Here is a 23,723-nt window from a genome sequence, read left to right as displayed (position 1 = left end):
TCTAATTTAAGTTAATCAATTTATGAATGCGAAAACCGTTTTAGGCTTTGATTTTGGAACAAAAAGTATTGGTGTTGCCGTAGGTCAGCAGATTACCGCCAGCGCCACGCCGCTGCTCTCGCTTAAAGCCGTCGATGGCATTCCTAATTGGGATGATGTCGGTAAACTTATTCAAGAATGGCAACCCGATTTAGTCGTTGTGGGATTGCCACTGAATATGGATGGCACGGAGCAGGATATGACCCACAGGGCGAGAAAGTTCGCCAATCGCATCAATGCTAAATTCGGGGTTAAGATATTTACCCAAGATGAGAGGCTGACGACAACGGACGCAAAGGCAAGACTATTTGAGCTCGGCGGTTTTAAGGCCCTAACCAAGGGACAGGTCGATGCGGTTTCAGCGGTGTTAATTATCGAAAGTTATTTTGAGAATCAGTTTGGCGAATGATACCCAATGACATTCCAATCAAAAAAGGATAGGTTGCCCTATCCTTTTGTTTTCCTATCTGCACTTAGCGCATTAAAGATAGGGCTTCACAAGGTTTGCCATCATGTCGATATGCTCGTCATCGGCGTTTAAGGCGGCGATATAGCGAAAGCTTTCTCCACCCGCACTAGCAAAGATATGTCCATTCTCACCCACAATTTCCTCTAAGGTCTCTAGGCAATCGGCGCTGAACGCTGGACAAACAATGGCAACATCCTTCACGCCCGCTGCAGGCAGAGCCTGGATAGTTGCGTCCGTATAGGGCTGCAACCATTTGGCTTTTCCAAATCGAGACTGGAAGGTCATCACATAGTCATCACTACTCAACCCCAATTGCTCAGCGACTAAACGAGTGGTTTTAGCACAGAAACAATAATAGGGATCGCCGAGATGCAGATTTCGCTCGGGCATACCGTGGTAAGACAGCACTAACTTTTGAGGTTTGCCATATTGCTCAAAATCGCGGCGAATCGAGTTGACCAACGCAGCAATAAAATCGGGGTGGTCATGGTAGGTATTGATAAAATGTAGCGAAGGCACATACCGCCACTGGCAGAGTTCTTTCGCTAACGCATCGAAGGCAGAGCCTGTGGTCGGTGCCGCATATTGTGGGTAAAGCGGCAGAACGACTAGCTCATCCACCCCAGCTTGATGCATCTTTTGCAGGGTACTGGCAACCGAAGGATTACCATAACGCATCGCTAAATCAACAACCACGCCATGACCATCGCTGGCAAGTTTGGCAGCTAACTTTTCGCTTTGCTGCATACTTATCGCCAATAAAGGCGAGCCTTCATCGGTCCAGACTTTTTGATAAAGCGCCGCAGAGCGCTTTGGTCTAGTTCGAAGCACGATGCCATGCAAGATGATTTTCCAAATTAAACGCGGGATCTCAACCACTCTGGGGTCAGATAAAAACTCCGCCAAATAACGTCTCACCGCCTTGGGTGTTGGCGCATCGGGCGTACCTAAGTTTAATAACAGTACGCCGACCTTTGCACGTTTACTGTGGCCGGCATCCTTCGAAAGTCCTAAAAATTTTCCCAAAACAACCTCTTATAAAGTCTTTGTTGAACCTAACCCGTTAAAGCACCGATTCAATTGCCTGCTTAAGTTCAGGACTGTCGGGTTTAACCTTAGAGTTAAATTGCATCACGCGGCTACCATCGCCACTAACAACATATTTAAAGAAGTTCCATTTAGGCGAACCCGCCTTTTCACCTAAATATTTAAATACACTGTTCACATCGCTGCCGCGCACGGCGGACGTCGCCAGCATAGTAAAGGTCACGCCGTAGTTGATGTAACACACCTTAGCGGTATCCTTCTCGTCGTTTTCTTCTTGAAAAAAATCATCCGACGGGAATCCAATCACCACTAAGCCCTTGTCTTTATATTCTTTATGTAAAGCTTCGAGGGCTTTAAATTGTGACGTAAAACCACAGTTACTCGCAGTGTTAACGATGAGAACCGGCTTACCCTGAGTCAATTCGCAGAGGTTAATCATCTCAGCAGAATGTAACTTACGCACTTCTTGATTGAGGTAGCTTGGGCAGCTTGTATCGGCCATTGCATTTGTACTCAAAAGCGTCCCAATACTAAGCAGTCCTGCCGCGACACATTTTGATAATCTCATCTTCAAGTCCTCCATTCCGATATGACATAAATTACTAATATAACGATGATATTGGATTAATAAATAAAAGCCATTGATAATCACTCATCACAGATAAAATGGGATAAAAAAAGCAGCTCCTCGGAGCTGCCTTTTAAACTGAGGACGATTAGTCCATATCTAGGGTAACCCCTTCCATAAAGCTTGAACTGCTCGGCTCTTTATTTTGCAGCTTAATCATCAAACGTAGGTCGTTAGGCGAGTCAGCATGGTGCAGTGCATCGGCGTAACTGATCTCATTTTCAAGATACAGATTAAGCAACGCTTGGTCGAAGGTCTGCATGCCTTGCTCATTCGACTTAGCCATTGTTTCTTTGAGCAAATGCAGCTCATTTTTAGCAATTAAACTCGACACCCGCGGAGTATTAATCAGCACTTCGATTGCAGCGCGACGCCCTGTACCATCGGCCTTAGGCACGAGTTGTTGAGCAACAATACCACGCAGGTTTAATGACAGGTCGAACAGCAACTGCTGATGCTTACTCTCTGGCACTAAGTGCATAATCCGGTCTAAGGCTTGGTTAGCGTTGTTGGCGTGAAGTGTCGCCATACAAAGGTGACCGGTTTCGGCAAACGACAGAGCAAACTCCATGGTTTCTTGAGTACGAATCTCACCGATAAGGATCACGTCAGGCGCCTGACGCAATGAACTCTTAAGGGCTGCATCAAAGGAATCGGTATCAATACCCACTTCACGCTGGGTGATAATGCTCTTACGATGGTCGTGGACGAACTCCACAGGATCTTCGATAGTCAGAATATGACCACGGGCATGGGCGTTACGATAACCCACCAAGGCCGCGAGTGACGTCGATTTACCGGTACCAGTCCCCCCCACCATGATGATAAGACCACGCTTACTCATCACCAGATCTTTTAGGATGGGCGGCAGTTTTAAGTCGTCTACTTCTGGGATTTTCGTCTCAATTCGACGCATCACGCAGCCAGAAGATTCACGTTGCCAAAACGCACTGACACGGAAACGACCTAACTCCTTAGCCGCAAATGCAAAGTTACATTCACGTGTCGTATGGAACTCGGTCTTTTGCGCCTCAGTCATCAAAGACTCAACAAAATCGAGGGATTGGGCAGGCGTAAACGCGCTTTCGGCCAAAGGGCGAAGCTCACCATCGATTTTTGCACTCGGCGGAAAACCTGCGGTAATAAACAAATCCGAGGCTTTACGCTCTACCATCACTTTTAAAAACGGACGGACATCCATCATAAATCCTTAAAACGTCGCTTGTTTATTAGAACTCTTCGCCATAGCGTCTTCACGGGTGATGAGACCACGGTTAACCAGATTTTGCAGACATTGTTCAAGCGTTTGCATGCCATGGGCCATACCGGTTTGAATCGCTGAGTACATTTGCGCCACTTTATCCTCACGTATAAGGTTACGAATGGCGGGAGTACCCATCATGATTTCGTGGGCAGCCACACGGCCACCTCCGATTTTCTTAATCAGGGTTTGCGAAATAACCGCCTGTAATGACTCAGATAACATGGTACGCACCATGTCCTTTTCGCCAGCAGGGAATACGTCAACTACACGGTCGATGGTCTTAGCCGCAGAGGTCGTATGCAAAGTACCGAATACTAAGTGACCCGTTTCCGCCGCGGTCATCGCCAAACGAATGGTTTCAAGGTCACGCATCTCGCCCACCAGAATTACGTCGGGGTCTTCACGCAGAGCGCTACGCAGCGCCGCGTTGAAGCTATGGGTATGACGGTGCACTTCCCGTTGGTTAATCAAACATTGTTTGTTTTGATGCACGAATTCGATGGGGTCTTCAATGGTTAAGATATGGTCGTGGCGATTCTCATTGATGTAATCCACCATGGCCGCAAGTGTGGTACTCTTACCCGAACCTGTAGGCCCAGTTACTAATACTAATCCACGGGGGAAACTGGAGATTTTCTTAAAAATCTCAGGCGCACCTAACTGCTCGAGTGATAAAATTTCACTCGGAATGGTACGAAATACCGCCGCGGCGCCGCGGGATTGGTTAAATGCGTTCACACGGAAACGTGCAAGATTAGGGACTTCAAACGAGAAGTCGATTTCTAAATGTTCTTCAAAATCCTTGCGCTGTTTATCATTCATAATGTCGTACACTAGGCTGTGTACGCCCTGATGATCGAGCGCTGGCAGGTTGATTTTTCTCACTTCACCGTCGACACGGATCATGGGAGATATCCCAGCAGAGAGGTGTAGATCCGACGCTTTGTGCTTTACACTAAAAGCTAATAACTCAGTGATTTCCATAGTTTGGGATATCCTTGCAACCGAAAAATTACATCATGACAACAATAGCAGACAGACTCGCAGTAGCACAGTACAGGATCGCCCAAGCGGCGCAAAAATGCTCACGCCTACCTCACAGTATTCGCTTACTTGCCGTCAGCAAGACCAAACCTATCGAGGATATTATAGCAGCCTATGATGCTGGTCAGCGTTGCTTTGGTGAGAACTACGTCCAGGAAGGCGTCACTAAAATTGAGGCACTTAAAGGCTCCCATGGCGATATCGAATGGCATTTTATCGGGCCATTACAATCGAACAAAACCCATTTGGTCGCCGAGAATTTTGATTGGATACACACAGTATCCCGTGAAAAAATTGCCAAGCGCCTTAATGAGCAACGCTCGAGTGAACTGGCACCGCTAAATGTCTGTATTCAAGTCAATATCAGCCAAGAAGACAGTAAATCGGGAATTGAGCCTGAAGAATTAACCTCACTTGCAGGCATTATTCGCGAGTTACCGAGATTAACGCTGCGCGGTCTTATGGCCATTCCGACCGCCACCGATAATATTGAGCTCCAGCGCCAAGAACTCTCCCATTTGAAACAGCTATTTGATGAATTAAAACGGAGTTATCCAGAATTGGATACCCTGTCGATGGGGATGAGTAACGATTTAGATGTCGCGGTCGAATGCGGCTCAACCATGGTGCGAATTGGTAGCGCAATATTTGGTGAGCGTAACTATTCAGTCGAGTCCAAAAATTAATAAAAACAAAGCTATGCCTAGGGCATTTGCAGTCAGCAAACAAATAGCTTAAATGCATATTATCAACGCGAAAGCCTTAGTCTAAGCCTTGTTTTTACGCTCTAAAACCCAAATACTGTATAACAGAAACCATAATAATTTCTTATCCTGCCTGGAATCATATTCATAGATACACCGCATGCGTTATGCTGCTGTGCAGGCCTTATTAGCGGGGATCACATGAGTCAACAAAAAATCTGCTTTATCGGCGCGGGCAATATGACGCGCAGCATCATCAGCGGCCTTATCCGCAGCGGTTATCCAGCCCAACTCGTTGAAGCCACTAATCCCAGCCAAGGAAAACTCGATGCCCTTGTTAGCGACTTTGGCATTCAAGTCTCAAACGATAATATTGCCGCAGCTGAACGTGCCGATGTGATTGTGTTATCGGTAAAACCCCAACTGATGGAGCAAGTTTGCCAAGCTCTTAGTGGTGTTGATTTGTCGAACAAGCTCGTCATTACCATTGCTGCAGGCATCATGGCTCATCGCTACAGTGAATACCTCGGCCAACCTATCACACTGGTTCGCACTATGCCCAATACCCCAATGCAAATTGGTGTAGGCATGACCGGCCTTTTTGCCCCACAACCTCTAACGCCGCAGCAAAAGGCCATTAGTGAGCAACTGATGGCAAGTGGCGGTGACATCGTTTGGGTTGATAAGGAATCTGAGATTAATCAGGTTATTGCCCTCGCAGGGAGCTCACCTGCCTATTTCTTTCTGTTTATGGAAGCCATGATAGAAACCGGTAAACAGCTTGGGATGGATGAAGACAAAGCCCGTAGTTTAGTACAGCAGGCGGCGCTCGGAGCTGCTATGATGGTGAAGCAAAATCCAGACCTTAGTCTAAGTAATTTAAGGGAAAATGTGACTTCAAAGGGCGGCACTACAGCCCAAGCCATCGCCACCTTTGAGGATGCCGATTTGCGCGGGCTGGTGAAAACCGCCATGGAAAATTGCATTAAACGCGCCGAAGAAATGGCAAGTACTTTTTAGCTAAGCTTTACCTATCGACCCCAAAGAGGCAAATATTTCGATGAATGCACTAACTTTTTTAATCAGCACAGTATTCGACCTTTATCTAATGGTGGTTATTCTGCGAATTTGGCTGCAATTGGCTCGTGCCGATTTTTATAATCCTTTTAGCCAATTCATTGTCAAGGCCACCCATCCAGTGATTGCACCAATGCGCCGAATATTGCCAGCCATGGGTCGATTCGACACAGCCTCCTTCGTGCTAGCCCTGCTCGTGGTGATGGCCAAAGTCATTCTGCTCAGTGTAATTGCAGGAGGCAACTTTAACTTGGGGATATTCCTATTATTTGCCTTGATTTCTGTTGTAAAACAAGCGGGCGTATTACTGTTCTGGATGCTCATCATCCGTGCAATTTTAAGCTGGTTTAATCAAGGCTATAACCCCATTGTAATGATCATGGGTCAGCTCACCGAACCTATTCTTGCGCCAGTTCGCCGTATTCTCCCGCCAATGGGTGGCCTTGATTTATCGGTCATGCTGGTACTTATCGGGATGAACTTTATTAATATGCTGCTAGCGCAATATGTGCCTTTTTGGGCTGCGATCTAATGTCCGCAGTAAATTGGCAGCAGGGAGACCTGCTGCTGAATTTATACATTCAGCCAAAGGCAAGTCGCGATCAAATCGTTGGGCTACACGGTGAAGAACTCAAATTGGCCATTACAGCCCCCCCTGTCGATGGCAAAGCAAACGCGCATTTGAGTAAATATTTAGCTAAAGCTTTTAAGGTGCCAAAGAGCGATGTTCTCATCCTAAAAGGTGAGCTTGGACGCCATAAACAAATAAAAATCCTCGCGCCAAAATCCATTCCTGTGGAGATCCAAAGTCTGTTGCTCTAGTGCTTGTTAACACTGAACACTCTTTGGAACTCAAGGGTGGCAAGGCCTATAATCAAGTAATCCCTCAAATGAAGGTTCACAATTATGTTTCGTCAATTACTAATAATGCTCACCCTCGCCGTCGGCCTTTGCGGCGTGGCCTATGCCGAGCAAAAAGAAACCGTCGGTAAGTTCGATATCCACTATATGGCCCTTGGTAGCACCTTTTTAACTCCAAGTATTGCGAAAACCTATGGCATTGAACGCAGTAGTTATACTGGAATTATCAATATTGCTGTACTCGATATGAGTGAAACGGGCTCCCCCGCCGTCCCAGTAGAAATTAGTGGTGTGGCCAATAACCTGCTTGATGCGAGAATCGACCTAAAATTTAGAGAAATACGCGAAGGCCAAGCGATTTACTACATTGCCGAAGTGCCTTACCGCGATGACCAAGAAATTAATTTTAATATCGCCATCAAACACGGCAGTGAACTCAATACTAATTTACAGTTCAAGCAAAAATTCTACGTCGATTAGTTAATGATACAAAGGCAGGAGCATCCCGATAGCATCCTGCCTTTTTCTGTCCTTTCCCCCTCAGCTTGGGTATCATTGCTCCGCTCATTTCGCCCAATCAAAAAGGTATCCCATGCAACAAATCGTACTTGCCAGTGGCAACAAAGGTAAACTCGCTGAATTCGCTCAACTGTTAGCAGCCTACGGCGTAAAAATCCTGCCGCAGAGCCAGTTCAACGTCAGCGAAGTCGCAGAAACTGGCACTACGTTTGTTGAAAACGCCATCATCAAAGCAAGACATGCAGCGCAAATCACAGGCCTTCCTGCGATTGCCGACGATTCAGGTTTAGAAGTCGATTTACTGAGCGGTGCACCCGGTATTTATTCCGCCCGTTACGCCGGCGAAAACGCCAAAGATCAAGACAACGTTTTAAAACTGCTCGAGACCCTGAAGAATAACCCTGCGCCGCGCAGTGCCAGATTCCAATGCATACTGGTCTACATGCGCCATAGTGCAGATCCAACCCCTATCATTTGCCAAGCCTCATGGGAAGGGCAAATCGATTTCGAGCAACGTGGGGAAAATGGCCATGGTTATGATCCGATTTTCGTCCCAGAACATTTAGATTGCAGCGCCGCGCAAATGAGCAGCGAAGCAAAAAATGCAGTGAGTCACCGTGGAAAAGCATTAGTGCAATTGATTGCCGCCATGAAAGAAAAAGGCGTATTCACCGACGGGAATGCCCAATAATGCAGTCCGATGCAAAACCTGAATTAGGCCTTGGTTTACCACCTCTGAGTTTGTACATCCATATTCCCTGGTGTGTACAAAAGTGTCCTTACTGTGACTTTAACTCCCATGGCCAAAACGGTGAGTTGCCCCAGCAGGCCTATGTCGATGCGCTACTGAGCGATCTTCGCCAAGATCTGTATCTGGTTCAGGGGCGAAAACTTCACACCATCTTCATCGGTGGCGGCACGCCGTCTTTGTTTGATGCTAACAACATCAAACAAATCCTCGATGGCGCAAATGCATTAATCCCTTTCAGTGATGACATCGAAATCACCATGGAAGCAAATCCTGGCACCCTAGAGCACGATGACTTCAGTGCTTATCGTGCGGCGGGTGTCACCCGTTTATCGATTGGAGTACAAAGTTTTTCGAAGGATAAGCTCAATCTGCTGGGCCGGATTCATGATCAAAACGAAGCCCAAGTCGCCGCCCAAAAGGCAAGCGAAGCGGGTTATTTAAGCTTTAACCTCGATTTAATGCACGGATTGCCAAATCAAAGCTTTACCGAGGCCATGGCCGATATCGATACCGCAGCCGCACTTAATCCGCCGCATTTATCTTGGTATCAACTCACCATTGAGCCAAACACCCTATTCCACTCAAAACCACCACAGCTGCCCGATGACGAAGCGCTGTGGGAAATCTATGAGCAGGGTCAGCAAAAGCTTGCCGCATTAGGCTATCAGCAATATGAAATCTCTGCCTACGCCAAACCCGGCTATCAATGTCGTCACAACCTCAATTACTGGCAATTTGGTGATTACCTCGGCATAGGCTGTGGCGCCCATGGCAAAATCACCTTGCCAGAGGAAAATCGCATCCTGCGCACGGTGAAAATCAAACACCCTAAGGGCTACTTAGCGGCGACGGATTACACCTTCGAGCAATCTGAGGTAGAACCTGAGGACCGCGCGCTGGAATACCTAATGAATCGCCTGCGCCTGATGACGCCAATTCCAAAGCAAGAGTTTGAACAACGTACGGGTTTACACCGAGATACCTTAACTGAAGGAATGGAAAAGGGTAAACAAAGGGGTCTAGTAACAGAAACCGACGAACATTGGCAATTAACCAGTAAAGGTCATATGTTCGTCAATGATCTGCTCACGCAATTTTGTTAATTGGCATAAAAAATCAATTACTAAACAATGTGTTAGCTTTGGCTTCTTATGTAAAGGATAACAATAGCTAACACATTTCCTAACATTTATATTTATACACTTCTCGTTGGCTTCTTTAGAATGGTTTTATTACATACAAGGAAGCACATTCATGCCAATAAAAACCAAAGTCAGCCTAGTCGCTATTGCCCTCTCGGCCTTAGCCGCTTTGCCAGGACATGCAGAACCTTCATCTTCTGTCGCAAACAGTAAACCCGTTTCCGCCGTTGTTCAAAGCGAATCGGAAAAAGCCAATGCACTGTTTGAAACCCTCTTTATGGAAAACGTGATGGCAAGCCCCATTGCGCAAACCTATATGGGTATTAAGCAGGATTATGATAAATGGGATGAAATTGGTGATAAGGCAGATGCCGAAGACCTTGAGCGTACAAAGAGGCAACTTACCCAAGTAAATCAGATTGATGCAACAAAATTAGATCCTCAAACTCAGCTGAGTCTAACCTTACTTAAGCAGAGTCTCCAAGATGAAATCAACGATTACAAATGGCGCTACCATAATTACCCCGTGAACCAAATGCACGGCGGCCACTCGATGATTGCCTCCTTTTTGATTAACCAACATCAAATTACTGATGTGAGCGATGCAAAAGCCTACATCAGCCGTCTAAAGGGCGTGACCAAACGCTTAAGCCAGCTACAAGAATCCCTTGAATCACGTGCCAGTAAGGGCATCATTGCACCAAAATTTGTTTTTGGTTACGTGATTTCAGATAGCCAAAATATCATCAAGGGAGCCCCCTTCGATGAAGGTGAAGATAGCGCGCTACTAGCGGATTTTCGTAAAAAAGTGTCCGCACTTGAAATTAGCGAAAGCGATAAAATGGCGTTAATTACAGAGGCAAAAGAGGCGCTAGTTACCCAAGTAAAACCGGGTTATGAAGCGCTTATCAGCTACGTTAAAACCCTTGAAGCTAAAGCCGATACTCGTGATGGTGTATGGAAGCTACCCGAAGGTGAAGCCTACTATAATCGTGCATTAGCTCGCACTACCACAACCCATATGACGGCCGATGAAATCCACACCTTAGGTTTGGCTGAAGTAGAACGTATTCATAATGAAATGCGCGCCATTATGAAAAAGGTGAAATTTGAGGGAACGCTTCAGGAATTCTTTGCCTTTATGCGAGACGACCCGCAGTTCTATTATCCAAACACGCCAGAAGGTAAAGCGGCCTACTTAGCAGAAGCGACCGCCATTATCGATAATATGCGCTCACGCCTTGATGAGGTGTTTAAGGTAAAACCTGAGGCGGCAATCAACGTTAAACAAGTCGAAGCCTTTAGGGAAAAATCGGCGGGTAAAGCCTTCTACGAGCAACCGGCACCGGATGGTTCACGCCCAGGAAGCTACTACGCAAACCTCTATGACATGAAGGCCATGCCAAAGTACCAAATGGAAGCTCTAGCCTACCATGAGGGAATTCCTGGCCACCATATGCAAATTGCGATAGGTCAAGAGCTGAAAGGACTTCCGAAATTTAGAAAGTTTGGTCGTTACACCGCCTATATCGAGGGTTGGGGTTTGTATAGTGAATCTTTACCTAAGGAGATGGGACTTTACGCAGACCCTTACTCTGATTTTGGCCGCCTAGCGATGGAGCTCTGGCGTGCTTGCCGCCTAGTAGTCGATACTGGGATCCATGCTAAAAAATGGACTCGCGAGCAAGGTATTGCCTACTACGTTGATAACACTCCAAATGCGAAGTCTGATGCAGTTAAAATGGTTGAGCGACACATTGTGATGCCATCTCAAGCCACTGCCTACAAGGTAGGTATGATCAAACTGATGCAATTAAAGCACCGGGCGCAGACGCAACTAGGTGATAAGTTTGATATTCGCGATTTCCACACTCTCGTGCTGGCAAATGGTGCTTTACCTTTAGATGTGTTAGAAGAGCAAGTTAATCAATGGATTGCTAGCGTGAATAAAACTTGAGCATCCAAGTTTTAGGGTTAGCTTACTAAGCTAAACCTAAAACCGAATAAGCAACAAAAAAGCCACGATTTCGTGGCTTTTTTGTTGGATTTATTACCCTATCGATAATAAAACCCGCCTCACTGTGATCACTATAGTAGAGACATCAAGCTGTACTACCTTGATACTCAGTGTGATTTTTAGGGTACAGAGCGACTAAAAAGTGTTCATTCCCCAAACCATCTTCAAAAAAATTACCTCAGCCATACGGCTGAGGTAAACCAAAAACTAGGATGATGGTTTAAAGGCCAACATTAATGGTAAAACTAACGTTAGCTGTGATTCGAAATTGCATTAGTGCCGACCTGTATACCATTCGCGAAAGGGGTCATTTTCGGTAACGATATAGAATTCAAGTCATCCCAAATCATCTGCCTGCCATTGTATTCATTTGAGAACAGACATCAACAACCAAGCCAAAAACCTGTTTTAGAGCTCCCTAATAAAACCATATAAAAACCCAAACAACTTAGGAACAAGCAGTTGAAAATTAATAAAAAATACCACAAACAACGATTACCCAATCAGATTAACTGCAAATACTGAACAATGTTTTCGGTATTATTGACGTTTAGCGAATATTTCCTCAAACGGTAAGTCCCAATATGGGGGAGTACCAATGTGATCTTTAATGAATTCAATAAAGGCACTCACCTTAGGAGCTAAGTGTTTGCGGCGCGGATAAACCGCCTGCAATGGCAAGTGATGGGTCAACTGCCAATCCGGCAGTAAGGGGACTAACGTCCCCTTAGCAATTTCATCTTCCATTAAATAACTAGCGAGATAAACCACCCCTAACCCACTAATAGCTGCGGTTTTAAGTGCTGGCGCATTATCGACTCGGAAATTGCCCGTTACCCCGATTTCGCAGTAGTCATCACCCTTTCTGAATTGCCACATGCTGTGTTCGTGCCACTCACCTTGATAGACTAAACAATTATGATCCACTAATTGCTCAGGACGCGTCGGTTCACCATGTTTTGCAATGTAATCAGGTGAAGCAAGCAGCAAAAATTGGCTTTTCATTAGTGGTCTTGCAACCATACCAAGGGGCAATTGCTCCGACATCGTGAGCAGCAAATCTAGACCCTCACTCACAACATCAACTTTATGGTCAAGTAAACTAACTTGCAGCTCAAGCTCTGGATGTTTTGCCATAAAAGCTGGTAGTGCAGGAATAATATGCATTGCACCAAAGGACTGGGAAATACCCACCTTCAAAACACCTCGAGTAGCATCATTTAAATTATGAACGCTTGCAATGGCTTGTTCTGCATCACGCAGTAATTCCTCGCCTTGCAGATAAAGTAAATGGCCCGCTTCTGTCAGACTTAAACTTCGAGTAGTACGCTGGATCAGCTGCACCCCGAGTCTATGTTCGAGATCGGCTACCTGCGTGCTCACTTTAGATTTAGAAATCCCAAGCCTTCTTGCGGCGGCACTAAAACTACCGGCTCTGGCCACATGAGTAAAAATTGCAATAGGTTCTAACAGTTCTAACATGAAAAGTCGCCTTAAACAGTTTACGACAGTGAAATTAACTTTCGGTTTTGCTGAACTACAAATTGATTGGATCTGTACCCAGAAATAGCCTCCAAACCAGAAACAGTGGCAGGTATTTCAACCGTAAAGTGCACTTAAAGTAGGGTGATTTATCTGACTATGTTGTCAGCTTTTCATTATATCTCGTGATTATATCAAACATTCTTCTTAAGAATGTAACATTCCATACAAAATCACCGCAATCATTACTCCAAAGGAGGAATTATGATCAATCAAGTCGTAGAAAAACTACGCCCCCATTGATCCTTAATCAATGGGGGCGTTTATTTCAGCTGAGTTAGTTTAATTAAGCTAAGCCACTTATAGAATTAATTATTTTTCGTTAAAGCAAAGTTTGAAAGCTCAGGTACTTCTTGACGAAGTTGATTTTCAAGTACCATCAGTTTCTCAAAATTGTCGCAAAGAGCATTTGCTTTAGCTTCAATCCCCTTAGATTGAACTTCCATTTTTTGCTTAATGTCTTCACCGATACCGTCCATCTTCTGAGAAAAGGCTTCCATTTTCGCTTCGAAGCTCTCGCCATCACCCGACAACATTTGGCTGCCTATATTTATCATTAACGCACCAATCGCGCTTTGTACTAAATTTTCCATTTCCTGTTCAAATTCTTCATCGAAGGTGTTTTGCAATGAGGCTTCGGTTGCACCTAAATAATAGCTGTCTCCCTGTTTAGACGCAGTTTCATCGACGCGTTTCTGTACCCCTGCCATCATTTCATCAAGCTTTGATCCTGCGGCATCCCCAAGTAAGGGGGTTAACGCCATGCTTACGGCTTGGGACGCTAAAGATACCGCCTCATTCACTAACCCTATAACTTCAGGAACCTGAGTTGATACTGCATCAGAGTATTGGTTAACTAAGGTTTTTTGCTTATCGTTAAGGCTGACTTGTTTACCCTGAATAAAGAGCTTATCGATTTCCATGCGATACATCTCCTTACCCTTCTCACTCATAACCAATTTTTTAGGTTCAACTCGCACATCATAATTGAGCATGACTTGGCACTTTTCATCGATCTTGGGCTCGGTCTGCGCTTGGGCAGTTTGTAGTGCTAAAACAGTTAACATCGCGCCAGATAATGCTGCGGTTGTAATTAGGGAAGTGATTTTCATCGTTCGATCATCCTTTAACCTGAAAAATTTATGTTATTAAAATCATATTCAGGTATAGCGAAAGCCATGCCAGATTTATAACACACTGATACTTAAGTATATAGACAAATTCCCTTCAGCATTAAATTGGTTAAAATCACTAACTATTAGTGATTTCGATAACAATAAAAAACCGCGCCGATAACATACAACGATAAAATCACTGTTATCGCGCAGCGCTTAGATGCTTAATTGAGAGCATGCCGACGGCGTTAAAAGTGGCATCTGAAAATAATGTTGTTTGCGCTAAGATTGGGAGTTAAGCCTGAGATGATTGGCTTTTGCAAAAAAGCACTAAGAGAGCAGATTTAGCTCAAACAGTGCGGACTCGAAAGATCAGGAAAATGTGGCTATCACTAAATAGACATAAAACTAAAGGGTCGAGCCAAATGCACTGCATTCAGACTCAACCCTTTCGGCTTAAAACCTAAATAGATACTAAAATCAGTATCTGAATTAATTTCTAACGGATTAACTCCACCAGATATCGTACAGGTCGCTTACTTCGAGCTGCGCCACTTTTTGGTCAGCCCAGAAGGCTTTAACTGCGGCGATATCGTCTTCGGTGCACTTACCGATGGTTTGAGTAGCAATAATGCCTTCCCATTCGATATGACCACCACCATGGAAGCCTAACTTACGGGCTTCAATCACTTCATCGATAAACTTATCGACCGTCGCATCAATATCTGCTTCAGAGATAGATGCATCGAAGGTCCAAGTGATATCAAAACCTAACTCTTGGAATTCATCGACGCGCATTTTCTTACGTAAACGACGGCTACGATTCTTTGCCATAGTGATTTTCCCCGTTATGTGAACAAATAAATAGATTGAGCCGATGACTTAAGCGATACGCTCAAACATCAGATCCCACACGCCATGGCCTAAACGATGGCCGCGGGCTTCAAATTTCGTTAATGGACGGTGATCTGGACGTGGCACTACAGTACCATCGGCCGATTGGTTTTTGTAACCATTTGCCGCATTCATTACTTCTAGCATATGTTCGCTGTAGTTTTCCCAGTCGGTTGCCATATGGAATACGCCGCAAATCTTCAGTTTACGGCGGATAAGCTCAGCAAATTCAGCCTGTACGATACGGCGTTTGTGATGACGCTTTTTATGCCATGGATCGGGGAAGAACAATTGCACGCGGGTCAGACTGCCGTCGGCAATCGCATGCTCTAACACTTCCATAGCATCGTGGTGATAAACACGCAGATTGGTCACACCGGCAGCGGCGGCATCACTTAAGCAAGAACCTACACCAGGCTTATGGACTTCAATCCCGATGAAGTTAAGCTCTGGTGCTTCCTGCGCCATTTGCACTAAGGATGCGCCCATACCAAAACCGATTTCGAGAACGGTATCGGCTTCACGGCCAAAAACTTCAGTTAAGTTCAATGGTGTTGGGCTGTAATCTAAACCCATAGTAGGCCACTGAGTTTCAATGGCATGCGCTTGACCCTTAGTCAAACGACCTTCTCTTAGGACAAAGCTTCTGATCTTACGCAGATACTTGCCTTCTTCATTAAATTCAGCGGTAGTGACTTCGCTCATTTTTGCCTCGTCTCGTGGACAACACCATTAAAAAGAAGGGCATTATCCAAAGTTCAACCTACAGTGCAAGCACTAATGGAGGCGAAGTATAACAAGAATCTGCCATTGAGCGAATCGGCCTAGGATTTTCAAGGAGGTGTATCTTGTTTGCCAAGCAATCTATCGCTACACTGCGCCGATGAAATCTACAGCCTCCTTTGCTTCACGTATCAATACTTGGTACGACAACCACGGTCGTAAAACCCTCCCTTGGCAGCAGGACAAAACCCCATATCGAGTATGGGTTTCTGAAATCATGCTGCAGCAGACTCAAGTCGCGACCGTTATTCCCTATTATCTTAACTTTATGCAACGCTTCCCTGATGTGCTCACCCTCGCAAATGCGCCAGAGGACGAAGTGCTACACTATTGGACGGGCCTTGGTTATTACGCCAGAGCCCGTAATCTACATAAAGCAGCCAAAACCATTCGCGATCAGTATCAAGGTGAGTTTCCAACGGATTTTGAGCAAGTACTCTCACTGCCGGGCATTGGCCGCTCAACGGCAGGTGCCGTTTTATCTTTATCCCTTGGCCAACATCACCCAATCCTCGACGGTAACGTTAAACGGGTTTTGGCACGCCACGGCGCCATTGCTGGCTGGCCAGGACAAAAGGCCGTTGAAGAGCAGCTATGGCAGCTAACCAATGCATTGACGCCCGAGCAGGATATTCAAAAGTACAATCAGGCCATGATGGATATCGGCGCCAGTATTTGTACCCGCAGCAAACCGAATTGTGCCGAGTGCCCCGTTGCCATTGATTGCAAAGCCCAACTGATGGGCAGACAAACTGAATTCCCAGGTAAAAAGCCAAAGAAAACCATCCCAGAGAAAGCCGCTTGGATGTTAGTGCTGCAAAAGGATAATCAGGTCTATTTAGCTAAGCGCCCGCCTGCTGGAATTTGGGGCGGTTTGTGGTGCTTCCCAGAGTTCAGCACCGAGCAGGCGCTTAAGCAACATATTGAAGCACTTGGCCATAACACAGCTAAACTCGAACCATTGATTGGTTTTAGGCATACCTTTAGTCATTTCCATCTCGATATTCAGCCTATGCTGCTTAACCTTGATATCCAAGGTGCAGCCCATAGCGTGGATGCTGTCATGGAACAAAACCAGTCACTCTGGTATAACATAAATCATCCTTCCAAAGTGGGTCTCGCGGCGGCAACTGAGCGCGTGCTAGCCAATTTGGGATCACTCTTTCAATCCGCAGTCAGTAAGGAATAATCATGGCGCGTACAGTCAATTGCGTATATTTAAACAAAGAAGCCGACGGCCTAGACTTTCAACTGTATCCAGGTGATTTAGGTAAACGTATTTTCGATAGCATAAGTAAGGAAGCTTGGGGCCTATGGCAGAAGAAGCAAACTATGCTGATTAACGAAAAGAAATTGAACATGATGAATGTTGATGATCGTAAGTTCCTTGAAGAACAAATGACCTCTTTCCTTTTCGAAGGTAAAGATGTTGAAATTGAAGGTTTTGTTCCTGAAAAAGATCAGGAATAATCGTAAGTTTCCAAGATTTCGTCAATAAAAAAAGCGCCTAATGGCGCTTTTGTTTTTTGAAGCAAACGTATTACTTACGTATGCCTTCAACCACTAAATCTAATTCAACATTGGCTGATGCTGGGCCTAAGTCCATCTTGATGCCATAGTCTTTCATCGCAAAGCTGGTAGTACCGGTAAAACCTGCACGGTAACCCCCCCAAGGATCCTTACCCTCACCTACAGCATGGGCCTTAATCGCTAAAGGTTTTGTGACGCCATTAAGGGTTAAATCACCGTTGATAACTAAGTCACCATTGCCTTTATCTTCAACTGAGGTCGACACAAAAGTGGCTTCGGCAAAATTAGCGGTATTTAAAAAGTCAGCGCTACGAATATGCTTATCACGCTCGGCGTGGTTTGAATCCACACTTAAGGTATTGACCTTAACATTAACCTTGGCCGCCGTTGGCTTGGCCGCATCATAGCTAAAGTCACCGCTAAAATCGTTAAAGCGACCCACCACATAGCTATAGCCTAAGTGACTAACTTTAAAGGTAATAGATGCGTGAGCACCTTCCCTGTCGATCACATAGTCAGCAGCAGATGCTGCTAATGGGGATAACATTGATGCACCAACGAGCAGGGTTAACAGTTGTTTTTTCATTTTTTATCCTCGGTTGAATTTAAGCATTTTTACAAGTGTTGCGTCTTTATCGATAAAATGGTGTTTCAATGCGCCAAGGCCGTGCAATAACACTAAACCCATCAAACCATAGGCGGCTAACTGATGGATACTGCCGGCCACATCGGCCTGATTTGCCATAAAAGGAGAAATTCCAGGGACTTCAAACCAATCAAACACCATGATGCCACGACCTTCCGCCATTGAAATCATCAGGCCAGACAACATAATTGTCAGCAATAATAGATAAATAATGCTGTGGGTAATTTTCGCTGCGTGTTTTTCTAATAAAATGTGGCTGCTGTCGGCCTCAGGTTTGGTGTTGCTCCAACGCCATATAAGCCTAAACACCGTTAAAGCCAAAAGCAAAACCCCAATACTTTTATGAAGATGCGGAGCATTTTTATACCAAGGGCTGTAATAAGTCAGCTCCACCATCCACACTCCCACTGCAAATAATCCAATTACCACAATGGCACTCAACCAATGTGTGATAATCGCGGTGAGTCCATAATTTTGCTTGCTGTTTCTAAACATTCAACTCCCCAGAGCTACTTTACGGATTGCAGATAAACGATTTTTATTATCATAGAACTATTTTTAAAATGATAAATCAGTAAAAGTTGCTAGTTTCATTCTATTTTTTAGAAAATTAGCAATACTACAAAACATAAAAGCCCTAACCTTACATAAACCCTGCCTCATCAACTCAACCTCTGCTTAAATGACAACGAAAAAGGTATATTTTTAATAGCCATTTATGAAAAATGCTCTCTGAATGAATAATTCATGCAACATTCCTCATTCAGATATAGCTAAGTGAATGAAGTTTTAATCGATAGTCGCTATAAAAACACACAAACAGCACATTAATCAGCCGAACGCTATTCTTGATAAGAAAAAGCACTTGCAGAGGATAAACGCCCTCGTTAATATAGCGGCACTTCGAACGAGACAGCATTAAACTGCAGTTCAAAGTAGTTAACTAACGCTCAGTTTAGTTGCCCGAATAGCTCAGTCGGTAGAGCAGAGGATTGAAAATCCTCGTGTCCCTGGTTCGATTCCGGGTTCGGGCACCACAATTTAGCCGGCATAGCTCAGTTGGTAGAGCAACTGACTTGTAATCAGTAGGTCCCGAGTTCGACTCTTGGTGCCGGCACCATATAAACAAAAAAGCCACTCAATGAGTGGCTTTTTTGTTTCTGTTTTCTAAAAAAATAAATATCACTCAAAATAGCAAAATTGCTTAGCTGTACTAGCTCAAATCTAATCTGGCTTCAGTCCCCTTTCTCTTTTAGCTTTCAAGGGTCGCCACTCTTTCATTCCATAACACTTCCCATTCCCCATCAACATTGATCCTAAGTACGCCAACTATCAATAGTTTACTAAAGGGGGGATAACAAAAACCGCCCAATGTTGACTATTAGTTGGCCAATCGGATTAAAAGGGCTTGCACAGGCAAAGGGAGCACTATATGATACGCGCACTTCGAACGAACAGCATCTTAAAGTTGCTTTCAAAAGTAGTTAACTAACGCTCAGTTTAGTTGCCCGAATAGCTCAGTCGGTAGAGCAGAGGATTGAAAATCCTCGTGTCCCTGGTTCGATTCCGGGTTCGGGCACCACAATCTAGCCGGCATAGCTCAGTTGGTAGAGCAACTGACTTGTAATCAGTAGGTCCCGAGTTCGACTCTTGGTGCCGGCACCATATAAACAAAAAAGCCACTCAATGAGTGGCTTTTTTGTTTCTGTTTTTATATATAAAAATTAACAGCATTTCGAACATTAAGATTACCTAGTCACGGCCTACTCTCGATAATGCCTGTCGCTCCAAAGCACAACTCTTATATGGCACTTTATACAACAAAGCCACTCAAAGAGCGGCTATTATCTTTTAATTACTTAGCAATCTGAGACTTATTTAATCTCATGATGCACTATGGGTCTTTCCCCAACTTCGACTTGATGCTGCAAATGACGCCAGCCTTCAGTTAATTCGTGCAAGTTGTCTTTACGTTCTGGAAATTTTTCCGACAATTTATCGATAATATCGATTTGGCGTTTGCAGAGGGTAGTCCAGCGTTCGGCATTTGAAAGGTGCATGATACTTTCCTTAACAGAATGATACTCCTTTAATAGTTAAAGCGTAGGCCAGACTTCCATTATTGCCAATGGCGATGCCATTCCTAGCTCTTTATTCGATTCAAAAATGCGTGTTAGCGCACTGTTAAATTAATCAACTCCAGAGTATCTTTGTCCTATAACACTAAAACAGGAGCCATTATGACAGCCACAATTCTAAAATTACTATTGATCGCTATCGGCTTGTTTCTTATCTATAAACTTATTTTTAGTGGTAAAAAGGGCTTAACCATTTTCGAGATGCACTTCAAAGAAGGCCGTATGACCCAACATAAAGGGAAAATACCAGAGAGGTTTGAGAAGGCATGCCGCCAATTGGCTAAGACTGAAAAATTAACCTGCACTATCAGAGCCGAAAAAAGCGGTGATGTGCGTTTACATATTTCGGCAAATGTCGGCGACAACCTGCAGCAGCAGATCCGTAATCAATTTCCCTTTGAGTACTACGATCAAAAGACAATAGATAATAGCCGCCAAGCGGGATGATACGAACATGAATTTTATTTAGGCCCAAGCGTTTTATCTGACTCTGAGCCTTTAACTAAAAATCAGCCCCTTCAACTGAAGGGGCTGATTTTTTAAGGTAACGGGATAATTTTAATAAACAGCTTTTGAACAAGCCAACGATAAAACCTACTTTTGAATCACGAGGGTAACCTTAGCAACCTTAATACCCAACTTGATGATATCACTATGATTAATAATAGTATTATCATTCACTAGGAACATCCAGTCATCGAAATCCACATGATATTCCTCTCCGTCCACCGCCAATAACATCTCATATTGCCAGCGCAATGCACTTCCACTCGCCTGCCCCACCGCAGTACCAATAATATCCCCTGCAGTACCAGTATAGCGACCATCACCCAAGGCATTTATTGTCCAAATTCGGGTTTGGGTTTCCCCATCATCATAGACAAACCACTCGTTTATGACTCCCTGTGTGCCCTGCCAACTCGCCTCCATTGTGACATTAAATTTGCGAACAACTTTCCCGCTAAAGTCCTGAACAATACCTGCGGCCTTTAGCTTCCCATCAAAAAATGACTCTAAAACTAAGGATGGGTTTGTACCTTGGTACTCATCCACTTCCACCGAAGAGCAGCTCGATAACAATCCTAAACCCAGCATGGCTAAAATAATATTGTGTCGCCAAAACCTGATTAGCAGTCGCATGATTTTTCTCCTAGTAATTGTGCTCTTAAAGCTGGACGACTGGTTTTATTGGATAACCAAATCGCTAAAAAGGCTTGGGCGAATTGAGGATTCTCAATCACGCCAAGAGGCTGTTGATTAAAATAGAACTGACTTTTTTGAGGATCGATAATCTTAAAACTTAAATGATCGCCTTCTTTTACATCCGGCCATATACCCTTGAGTAAAAGCAACCAAGCTTGAACATCGCTCTCTTTAAATCCTAAATGCAGCCATTGTTCCTTGGTAGCCTTTAACAAATCTTCGGCATCTATTTCTCGATAATATTCAATATCTAACAATTGCGGATATTGTTCACTCTGATACTGACCTGTCACCGTCATAAGCCTTGCTCGATAAAGACTAAACCAAAGCCAGTCCATCTCGCCGCGCCCTACCTCAATTAAGCCTGAGCTCATACTGTTATCTATCTGTGCAGAATCAGCCGCAATACCATTAAAGGGTAATAGCAGTCCCAAATACGCCCCAAGACAAGCTTTACTCAATGCCATAGCAATCTCCATTGATGAACAAAATCAGCGTCTTGTTAATTGCTGACTCAGTGCAATCTTTACAAAAAGTGGTAACAAAATCGTCCATAGCACAGCCAAGATAAGCGCAGATGTGCTCACGCCTAAGGGCAGACTCACCGCGTAAAATTGCGCACCGCCGAGGTAACTTAAGCTGCCAAATACTCCGCCTAATATCGCTTGCAAGAAAACAGGCAAAGCACGCAGAAAATTGAGGCTATGATTTAGGCTCAAGCCAAAATGCAGCCAAAGGCAATCAAGCCACCAAGGCGAAGTGTTAAATTCAAATACTCCTAGCAATGTCAGCAAGGCATCAATCGCCACGCCAAGCACTCCCACTTTAATCATGACGAGTAAATCACGGCGGCAGGAATGGGGGTTTTCGATGCTAGTAACTAACCCAAAGTGAAGTAATAACAATGGAATAGTCAATAATAGAGACCAATTCCCCCATAGCACGCTAGACCACCAGACCAGTTGAAAACTCACGGCGTTATAAAATATAAAGCCTCTATGATTCACTATGATTAAGGAATTAATGGTCTGCGGTTTCATTTTTTATCCCCTAAGCAATCCCATTGTACGCATTAGGAATGCGATATCCTGGACGCACAGCGACTAAGTGCACAGCGCTTGTGGTTCGCTCTAAAAAACCACCTTCACAGTAACTAAGGTAAAACTTCCACATACGAATAAAATCATCGCCATAACCAAGGGCTTGTACCTTAGTAACCGCTTGGTCGAAATTACTGTGCCAATCCCTTAGGGTTTTAGCGTAATCCAGCCCCATATCATCAATCGACCAAAGCTGCATATCGGTACGTTTTGCCAAATGGTTAGCCATTTGCTGTACTGAAGGTAAACAACCGCCTGGAAAAATATAACGCTGAATAAAATCAACGCCCTTGCGATAACTGTCATAGCGTTGATCGCTGATGGTAATGGCCTGTATTAACATTCTGCCGTTAGGTTTAAGCAGGGACTCGAGTTTTTTAAAGAATCCAGGCAGGTACTCATGGCCCACAGCCTCAATCATCTCAATCGAAACAAGTCGGTCGAATTGACCGGTTAGATTACGATAATCCTCTGTGAGTAATGTCACTTGTTCGCTCAACCCCTCGCGCTCAACTCTCGCCTTTGCATAGCTGTATTGGGCATCGGAAATGGTGGTTGTAGTCACATGCACGCCATAATGCTTAGCCGCGTATATGGCTAACGCCCCCCAGCCTGTACCAATTTCAAGTAAGCGTTGACCAGGTTGCAATTCGAGACGCTCACAAATCACCTTCAACTTATTAAGCTGCGCGGCTTCAAGGCTGGCATCGGCATCGGGATAAAGGGCACTGGAATAGAGCATTTCTCGGTCAAGAAATTGCTCATAAAGCGCATTGCCTAAATCGTAATGGGCGAGAATATTGCGTTTTGAGCCCTGCTGTGAGTTGCGATTAAGAAAGTGCTTTACCCTGTTAATCGTGCCTGTAAGCCAATTGAATTTAGCTTCAATCCTATCGAGCAACGGCAGGTTACGGGCAAACAGCTGCACGACTTTAGTCAAATCTGGGCTAGTCCAATGGCCTTGAATATAACCTTCGCCTGCACCGATTGAACCAGAGAACATCACCTGACGATAAAAACTGGGATGTTTAACGACTAAGGTTGCATGCAAATCGCTATGCTGCTCGCCAAAGCGATAACTCTTATCGCCCTCCACTATGGTCAAACAACCATGGGGCAAATTATCAAGGGCCTTAAGCAATATTTTACGGGCAAGGCTATCGGGTAGCTTTGCGCTTATAACCGACGTTTGTGATGCAGTATTTTCCAT

General features: G+C 44.6%; 27 protein-coding genes and 4 tRNA genes. 16 read left to right on the top strand and 15 right to left on the bottom strand.

The window, feature by feature from the left end; translation table 11 throughout:
• Positions 1-22: 22 nt before the first annotated feature.
• Positions 23-448, top strand: a complete 426-nt coding sequence (gene ruvX / locus K0H61_RS05120; protein ID WP_220051662.1) for a Holliday junction resolvase RuvX — start codon at positions 23-25, stop codon at positions 446-448.
• Positions 449-520: 72 nt separating this feature from the next.
• Here ruvX and hemH read toward each other — a convergent pair whose 3' ends face one another.
• The 4 genes from hemH to K0H61_RS05100 form a co-directional block, all read right to left on the bottom strand.
• The gene (gene hemH, locus K0H61_RS05115) at positions 521-1,534 is read right to left on the bottom strand and encodes a ferrochelatase (protein WP_220051661.1); all 1,014 of its coding nucleotides are present in this window, start codon (positions 1,532-1,534) and stop codon (positions 521-523) included.
• Positions 1,535-1,571: 37 nt separating this feature from the next.
• Positions 1,572-2,123, bottom strand: a complete 552-nt coding sequence (locus tag K0H61_RS05110; protein WP_434086602.1) for a glutathione peroxidase — start codon at positions 2,121-2,123, stop codon at positions 1,572-1,574.
• A 148-nt stretch (positions 2,124-2,271) separates the two neighbouring features.
• Positions 2,272-3,384 carry a PilT/PilU family type 4a pilus ATPase gene (locus K0H61_RS05105; RefSeq protein ID WP_220051659.1) on the bottom strand — a complete coding sequence of 371 codons (1,113 nt, stop codon included), beginning with the start codon at positions 3,382-3,384 and terminating at the stop codon, positions 2,272-2,274.
• 9 nt (positions 3,385-3,393) lie between these two features.
• On the bottom strand, positions 3,394-4,431 hold the full coding sequence (locus K0H61_RS05100) for a type IV pilus twitching motility protein PilT (protein ID WP_011621982.1): 1,038 nt from the start codon (positions 4,429-4,431) through the stop codon (positions 3,394-3,396).
• Between the two features lie 35 nt (positions 4,432-4,466).
• Between K0H61_RS05100 and K0H61_RS05095 the strand changes: the two genes are divergently transcribed.
• The 8 genes from K0H61_RS05095 (at position 4,467) to K0H61_RS05060 (ending at position 11,502) form a co-directional block, all read left to right on the top strand.
• Entirely contained in the window at positions 4,467-5,177 is a 711-nt protein-coding gene (locus K0H61_RS05095) for a YggS family pyridoxal phosphate-dependent enzyme (protein ID WP_220051658.1), read from the top strand.
• A 219-nt stretch (positions 5,178-5,396) separates the two neighbouring features.
• Positions 5,397-6,215, top strand: a complete 819-nt coding sequence (gene proC / locus K0H61_RS05090) for a pyrroline-5-carboxylate reductase (RefSeq protein WP_220051657.1) — start codon at positions 5,397-5,399, stop codon at positions 6,213-6,215.
• 40 nt (positions 6,216-6,255) lie between these two features.
• Positions 6,256-6,804: a YggT family protein gene (locus K0H61_RS05085; RefSeq protein WP_220051656.1), complete on the top strand. Its 549-nt coding sequence runs from the start codon at positions 6,256-6,258 to the stop codon at positions 6,802-6,804.
• Complete coding sequence (gene yggU / locus K0H61_RS05080; RefSeq protein WP_220051655.1) at positions 6,804-7,094, top strand: DUF167 family protein YggU; 291 nt, start codon at positions 6,804-6,806, stop codon at positions 7,092-7,094. The genes K0H61_RS05085 and yggU overlap by 1 nt, the downstream gene beginning before the upstream one ends.
• An 84-nt stretch (positions 7,095-7,178) precedes the next feature.
• Positions 7,179-7,613, top strand: coding sequence for a DUF4426 domain-containing protein (locus K0H61_RS05075; RefSeq protein WP_220051654.1), 435 nt, complete (start codon positions 7,179-7,181; stop codon positions 7,611-7,613).
• Between the two features lie 112 nt (positions 7,614-7,725).
• Complete coding sequence (gene rdgB / locus K0H61_RS05070; RefSeq protein WP_220051653.1) at positions 7,726-8,343, top strand: RdgB/HAM1 family non-canonical purine NTP pyrophosphatase; 618 nt, start codon at positions 7,726-7,728, stop codon at positions 8,341-8,343.
• A complete protein-coding gene (hemW, locus tag K0H61_RS05065) occupies positions 8,343-9,506 on the top strand; it encodes a radical SAM family heme chaperone HemW (RefSeq protein ID WP_220051652.1) in 1,164 nt (387 codons plus the stop codon). The genes rdgB and hemW overlap by 1 nt, the downstream gene beginning before the upstream one ends.
• A gap of 151 nt (positions 9,507-9,657) precedes the next feature.
• Positions 9,658-11,502 carry a DUF885 domain-containing protein gene (locus K0H61_RS05060; RefSeq protein WP_220051651.1) on the top strand — a complete coding sequence of 615 codons (1,845 nt, stop codon included), beginning with the start codon at positions 9,658-9,660 and terminating at the stop codon, positions 11,500-11,502.
• Between the two features lie 600 nt (positions 11,503-12,102).
• Here K0H61_RS05060 and K0H61_RS05055 read toward each other — a convergent pair.
• The 4 genes from K0H61_RS05055 to trmB all read right to left on the bottom strand — a co-directional run bounded on the left by K0H61_RS05055 (position 12,103) and on the right by trmB (position 15,818).
• Complete coding sequence (locus tag K0H61_RS05055) at positions 12,103-13,044, bottom strand: LysR family transcriptional regulator (protein WP_220051650.1); 942 nt, start codon at positions 13,042-13,044, stop codon at positions 12,103-12,105.
• Positions 13,045-13,412: 368 nt separating this feature from the next.
• Entirely contained in the window at positions 13,413-14,216 is an 804-nt protein-coding gene (locus tag K0H61_RS05050; protein ID WP_220051649.1) for a YggN family protein, read from the bottom strand.
• Between the two features lie 510 nt (positions 14,217-14,726).
• Positions 14,727-15,053 (bottom strand): YggL family protein, encoded by a 327-nt coding sequence (locus tag K0H61_RS05045; RefSeq protein WP_220051648.1) that lies wholly within the window; start codon positions 15,051-15,053, stop codon positions 14,727-14,729.
• A 48-nt stretch (positions 15,054-15,101) separates the two neighbouring features.
• On the bottom strand, positions 15,102-15,818 hold the full coding sequence (trmB, locus tag K0H61_RS05040) for a tRNA (guanosine(46)-N7)-methyltransferase TrmB (protein WP_220051647.1): 717 nt from the start codon (positions 15,816-15,818) through the stop codon (positions 15,102-15,104).
• A gap of 178 nt (positions 15,819-15,996) precedes the next feature.
• Between trmB and mutY the strand changes: the two genes are divergently transcribed.
• Both mutY and K0H61_RS05030 read left to right on the top strand, forming a co-directional pair.
• A complete protein-coding gene (mutY, locus tag K0H61_RS05035) occupies positions 15,997-17,085 on the top strand; it encodes an A/G-specific adenine glycosylase (RefSeq protein WP_220052482.1) in 1,089 nt (362 codons plus the stop codon).
• Between the two features lie 2 nt (positions 17,086-17,087).
• Positions 17,088-17,366, top strand: a complete 279-nt coding sequence (locus K0H61_RS05030; protein WP_220051646.1) for an oxidative damage protection protein — start codon at positions 17,088-17,090, stop codon at positions 17,364-17,366.
• Between the two features lie 70 nt (positions 17,367-17,436).
• On the opposite strand, the gene K0H61_RS05025 is transcribed toward K0H61_RS05030, so the two are convergent.
• Positions 17,437-18,012: a YceI family protein gene (locus tag K0H61_RS05025; protein WP_220051645.1), complete on the bottom strand. Its 576-nt coding sequence runs from the start codon at positions 18,010-18,012 to the stop codon at positions 17,437-17,439.
• A 3-nt stretch (positions 18,013-18,015) separates the two neighbouring features.
• Positions 18,016-18,567 (bottom strand): cytochrome b, encoded by a 552-nt coding sequence (locus tag K0H61_RS05020; protein WP_220051644.1) that lies wholly within the window; start codon positions 18,565-18,567, stop codon positions 18,016-18,018.
• 466 nt (positions 18,568-19,033) lie between these two features.
• Between K0H61_RS05020 and K0H61_RS05015 the strand changes: the two genes are divergently transcribed.
• The 4 genes from K0H61_RS05015 (at position 19,034) to K0H61_RS05000 (ending at position 19,737) form a co-directional block, all read left to right on the top strand.
• A tRNA-Phe gene (locus K0H61_RS05015) sits at positions 19,034-19,109 on the top strand.
• A gap of 7 nt (positions 19,110-19,116) precedes the next feature.
• Positions 19,117-19,192, top strand: a tRNA-Thr gene (locus tag K0H61_RS05010).
• Between the two features lie 386 nt (positions 19,193-19,578).
• Positions 19,579-19,654, top strand: a tRNA-Phe gene (locus K0H61_RS05005).
• A 7-nt stretch (positions 19,655-19,661) separates the two neighbouring features.
• Positions 19,662-19,737, top strand: a tRNA-Thr gene (locus K0H61_RS05000).
• Positions 19,738-19,946: 209 nt separating this feature from the next.
• Here the strand turns inward: K0H61_RS05000 and K0H61_RS04995 are convergent.
• Positions 19,947-20,132 (bottom strand): hypothetical protein, encoded by a 186-nt coding sequence (locus tag K0H61_RS04995; RefSeq protein WP_220051643.1) that lies wholly within the window; start codon positions 20,130-20,132, stop codon positions 19,947-19,949.
• Between the two features lie 180 nt (positions 20,133-20,312).
• Here K0H61_RS04995 and K0H61_RS04990 point away from each other — a divergent pair, with 180 nt between their 5' ends.
• A complete protein-coding gene (locus K0H61_RS04990) occupies positions 20,313-20,657 on the top strand; it encodes a DUF3634 family protein (RefSeq protein ID WP_220051642.1) in 345 nt (114 codons plus the stop codon).
• A 147-nt stretch (positions 20,658-20,804) separates the two neighbouring features.
• Here K0H61_RS04990 and K0H61_RS04985 read toward each other — a convergent pair whose 3' ends face one another.
• The 4 genes from K0H61_RS04985 to K0H61_RS04970 are packed head-to-tail and all read right to left on the bottom strand — an operon-like array spanning position 20,805 to position 23,723.
• Positions 20,805-21,350 (bottom strand): DUF3833 domain-containing protein, encoded by a 546-nt coding sequence (locus K0H61_RS04985; protein WP_220051641.1) that lies wholly within the window; start codon positions 21,348-21,350, stop codon positions 20,805-20,807.
• Positions 21,338-21,880, bottom strand: a complete 543-nt coding sequence (locus K0H61_RS04980; RefSeq protein ID WP_258406009.1) for a chalcone isomerase family protein — start codon at positions 21,878-21,880, stop codon at positions 21,338-21,340. Before K0H61_RS04980 ends, K0H61_RS04985 begins: the two co-directional genes overlap by 13 nt.
• Before the next feature lie 24 nt (positions 21,881-21,904).
• Positions 21,905-22,453: a DUF2878 domain-containing protein gene (locus K0H61_RS04975; RefSeq protein ID WP_220051639.1), complete on the bottom strand. Its 549-nt coding sequence runs from the start codon at positions 22,451-22,453 to the stop codon at positions 21,905-21,907.
• A gap of 10 nt (positions 22,454-22,463) precedes the next feature.
• The gene (locus K0H61_RS04970; RefSeq protein ID WP_220051638.1) at positions 22,464-23,723 is read right to left on the bottom strand and encodes an SAM-dependent methyltransferase; all 1,260 of its coding nucleotides are present in this window, start codon (positions 23,721-23,723) and stop codon (positions 22,464-22,466) included.

It is taken from the genome of Shewanella acanthi (assembly GCF_019457475.1).
In the GTDB taxonomy this organism is placed as follows: domain Bacteria; phylum Pseudomonadota; class Gammaproteobacteria; order Enterobacterales; family Shewanellaceae; genus Shewanella; species Shewanella acanthi.
Note: the sequence above shows the minus strand (reverse complement) of the source record. Positions and strands in the feature narration are given on the sequence as shown.